2 protein-coding genes and 1 pseudogene are annotated in these 3,814 nt (G+C 71.7%); all 3 read left to right on the top strand.

Annotation, left to right across the window (positions count from 1 at the left end; genetic code table 11):
- Positions 1 to 305 (top strand): annotated as a pseudogene (locus CA983_RS41395) (aminotransferase class III-fold pyridoxal phosphate-dependent enzyme); the annotation flags it as partial.
- A gap of 298 nt (positions 306 to 603) precedes the next feature.
- Entirely contained in the window at positions 604 to 2,478 is a 1,875-nt protein-coding gene (locus tag CA983_RS41390) for an IucA/IucC family protein (RefSeq protein ID WP_244207321.1), read from the top strand.
- A gap of 82 nt (positions 2,479 to 2,560) precedes the next feature.
- The gene (locus tag CA983_RS41385) at positions 2,561 to 3,475 is read left to right on the top strand and encodes a GNAT family N-acetyltransferase (protein ID WP_244207320.1); all 915 of its coding nucleotides are present in this window, start codon (positions 2,561 to 2,563) and stop codon (positions 3,473 to 3,475) included.
- The last annotated feature ends 339 nt before the right edge of the window (positions 3,476 to 3,814 follow it).

Genomic DNA, 3,814 nt, shown 5'->3' with positions numbered 1-3,814 from the left:
GGTTGATGATCGGGATGGAGTTCGTGGATCCGGAGGGGGAGACCCGGACAGCCCGGCGGGTGGCTGAGGCGGCGGGGACGCCTCTCCCCGCCGCTCCCGAACTGGCGGCCGCCGTCCAGCGGGAGTGCCTGCGGCGTGGCCTCATCGTCGGACTCGGCGGCCGTCACTCCAGCGTCGTCCGGCTGCTGCCGCCCCTGACGATCACCGACGAACAGGCGGTCGCCGTGCAGGAGCGCCTGGCCGACGCCGTCCGGGCGGCGGCTCGGTGCGACGTGGGCGGGGCAGCAGCGCCGTTCACACCGTGAGCCTTGACGCCGTGAGAGCTCATGCCATGAGCCTCCACACCGTGAGTTTTCACGCCGCGAGTCTGTGCAGGACCCCCGCTCGCAGGCCCTGATCGCACGTCCGGAACCACCCGACGAGGTACCTGTCTTGAACGCCATCTCCGAGCCCGACGACCACGCCACGACGCCGGGACGAGGCTCTGCTGACGTCCCGGCCTCGGGGGTGTCGGTGAACCCGGTGGTTCCGGCGGTGCCGTGTCAGAGGCCTCAGGCGGCGCAGCTCGCCGAGGTGCGGGGCGGCGAGGTGCGGGGCGGCGAGGTGAGGGAGGGTGAGGTGAGGGACGGCGAGGTGAGGGACGGCGGAGTCACCGCCGACCTCCTGGAGCATCCCGACCCGTACACCGTCGCTCAGGCAGCAGCCGTGGAGACGCTGCTCCGCTGCTGGGTGCGCGAGACCAACCAGACCGCTCCCGCCGACGGCATCCTCCGCATCCCCCTTCCCGCCAGCGGCACGGCCCTGCTCGCCCCCGTCCGTTACTGGTCCCCGACGGGCTGGCACCGCTTCGGTCTCCCGCGTCTGGCCGACGCTCCCGACCACGCCCCACCGGCCGACGCCGTCACGATCGCCGCTCTTCTCTCGAGGGAGACGCCCGCAGACGGGCACGGCCCGGGCCACGGCGACCGCGGCAGCATCGGCGACGGCGTCGGACTCGTCGCGGGCGTTGCCGACTCCCTCCGCCGCGTCACCTCCTTCCTCAGCGACCGCCGTGAACACCCGGTCGACGGCCCCGACCTCTTCCTGGCCGCGGAGCAGTCACTCGTCCTCGGACACCCCCTGCACCCGGCTCCGAAGAGCCGCGAGGGCCTCTCCGAGGCCGAAGCACGGCTGTACTCGCCCGAGTTGCGCGGATCCTTCCCCCTGCGCTGGATGGCTGTCGCCCCCTCTGTTCTCGCCACCGACTCCGCCTGGACCGAACGCGGCCGCACTGTCGCCGCGGCCCGACTCACCGCGCGCCTGGCCGGGACCGACTTGCCGCTGCCGGACGGTTACGCCTTACTGCCCCTGCACCCCTGGCAGGCACGCGAGATCCGGCACCGCCCGGAGACCGCTGCTCTGCTCGACAGCGGACTGCTCCGTGACCTCGGCACCCACGGCACTCCCTGGCGACCCACCTCCTCCGTACGAACCGTCTACCGAACCGGTGCTCCCGCGATGCTCAAGCTGTCGCTGGGCCTGCGCATCACCAACTCCCGTCGCGAGAACCTCCGTAAGGAATGCCACCGCGGTGTCGAGGTCCACCGCCTGCTCCGCAGCGGACTCGCACAGCAGTGGCGAGCCGGGCATCCGAGCTTCGACATCGTTCGCGACCCGGCCTGGATCGCTGTCGACGGATGCGATGGCTCCGGAGGTTCCGACGGCGTCCCGTTGCCCGGACTGGACGTGGTGATCCGCCACAACCCGTTCAGCCCCTCGGACGATGTCTCCTGCGTCGCCGGACTCGTCTCACCGCGCCCCCGCCCACCTGCCCGGCAGGCAGCCGCTCCCGGCCGCCCGGAGGCCCATGGTCCGGCCCTACGGTCCCGGCTCGCCGAGGTCGTCACGCGTCTCGCCCGCCGGACCGGCCGGCCCCGCGGAGCCGTCGCCGCCGAGTGGTTTCTGCGCTACCTAGAGCACGTGGTGCGTCCCGTCCTGTGGCTGGACGGTGAGGCCGGCATCGCCCTGGAGGCTCACCAGCAGAACACCCTGGTTCTGCTGGACGCCGACGGGTGGCCAAGGGGCGGCCGCTACCGCGACAACCAGGGCTATTACTTCCGCGAGTCCCGGCGCGCGGACCTCGACGCCCGGCTGCCCGGTATCGGAGAGCGCAGCGACACGTTCGTCCGTGACGAGGTCGCCGACGAGCGGTTCGCCTACTACCTGGCGGTCAACAACGTCCTCGGTCTCATCGGCGCGTTCGGCTCCCAGCGGCTGGCCGACGAGCGGCTGCTGCTCGCCGCCTTCCGCCGTTTCCTCGGAAACGTCGCCTCCGGACCGGCCAGGCTGCGCTCCTCGCTGCCGGCCCGGCTGCTGGACTCACCCGTACTGCGCTGCAAGGCCAACCTGCTGACCCGGCTCCACGGCCTCGACGAACTCGTCGGCCCGGTCGACACCCAGTCCGTCTACGTCACCATCGCCAACCCCCTGCACTGCTGATCGCCCTGACCGTTCCTGATCACAACCGACCCCCTTCATCCCTGAGGACCCGCCTCACCCCTTTTCCTGAGAGGAGCGTTTGGTGGCTCCCGCCGACCCGACCGCCCACACCGGTACCACTGTCCCCGCCACGGCCGACGTCACCGCCGGTGCCGGCTCCAACGCCCGCTTCCATGCCGATTCCCACGTGGACTCCAGCAGGGGAGCCGACGCGGACCTGGGTGCGGATGCCGGTGTGAGCGGTCATGGCGAGGACACCATGGACCTACGGCTCCCGGAGAAACTCCTCGCCCTCATCGCGGACGAGTCGTCCGACAGCCACGGAACACGGCGGCCGGACCAGGACACGGCACAGCGCTCCGTCCCCATCGCCGCGACCCGTGAGGCCTCCGTCCCCTCGGTCCCCTCCGTTGTCCCGGCCGAGGACGAGCTCCTCGACCGTGTCGCCGACTGGGGCCCGACCGACACACCCGTGGGCGTCTTCCAGCTCGTCCCCGTGCGCGTCGAACGTGATCTTCCGCTCATCAGCCGCTGGATGAACGACCCCGCAGTTGCGGCTTTCTGGCGGCTGTCCGGACCCCAGAACGTGACCGAGGACCATGTGCTGACCCAGTTGGCCGGCGACGGACGCAGCGTGCCGTGCATCGGAGTGCTGGACGGAACGCCGATGAGCTACTGGGAGATCTACCGGGCGGACCTGGATCCGCTGGCCCGCCACTACCCGGCCCGGCCTCATGACACGGGGCTCCACCTCCTGGTGGGCGCTGTCGCCGACCGAGGACGTGGTCTCGGCGGTCTGCTGCTTCGATCCGTAGCCGATCTCGTACTCGTGCGGCGGCCCTTCTGCGCACGCGTCGTCGCGGAACCCGACATTCGCAACACCCCCTCCATCGCCGCCTTCCTGACCGCCGGCTTCCGGTTCTCCGCCGAGGTCGACCTGCCCGACAAGCGGGCCGCCCTCATGGTCCGAGACCGGTCCCTTCGGCATCTGCTGTAGCGCTGTGTCACCGCGCCATCACTCATTGAACGCGGAGCGTGCCGCCGCGGTTCCCACTCATGCCGCAGAAATTTCTCGAGCCGCTCGCTGGCCCACCCGCGCGGCAGCGGAAGGCCGGGGCTTGCTCCAGCCCGGCCCGCCTACAGCTTGCGTTACCCCGCCATGCGGCCCGTCCTGCCCACAGCCCCGGCCCGCCTCAGCCCGCGCCAGCCCATCATGCGGCTCCTGCCTACAGCCCGGGGCCGCCCACGGCCTCGGCCGCCCACAGCCCGGGGCCGCCAGCAGCCCGCGCCACGCCGGCCCTCCCGAACCGGTCATGTCCACCGGGACCCCGCCACC

The sequence above is a fragment of the Streptomyces swartbergensis genome, assembly GCF_002148965.1.
GTDB classification, from domain to species: Bacteria; Actinomycetota; Actinomycetes; order Streptomycetales; family Streptomycetaceae; genus Streptomyces; species Streptomyces swartbergensis.
This window is presented reverse-complemented; position numbering and strand designations above follow the sequence as displayed.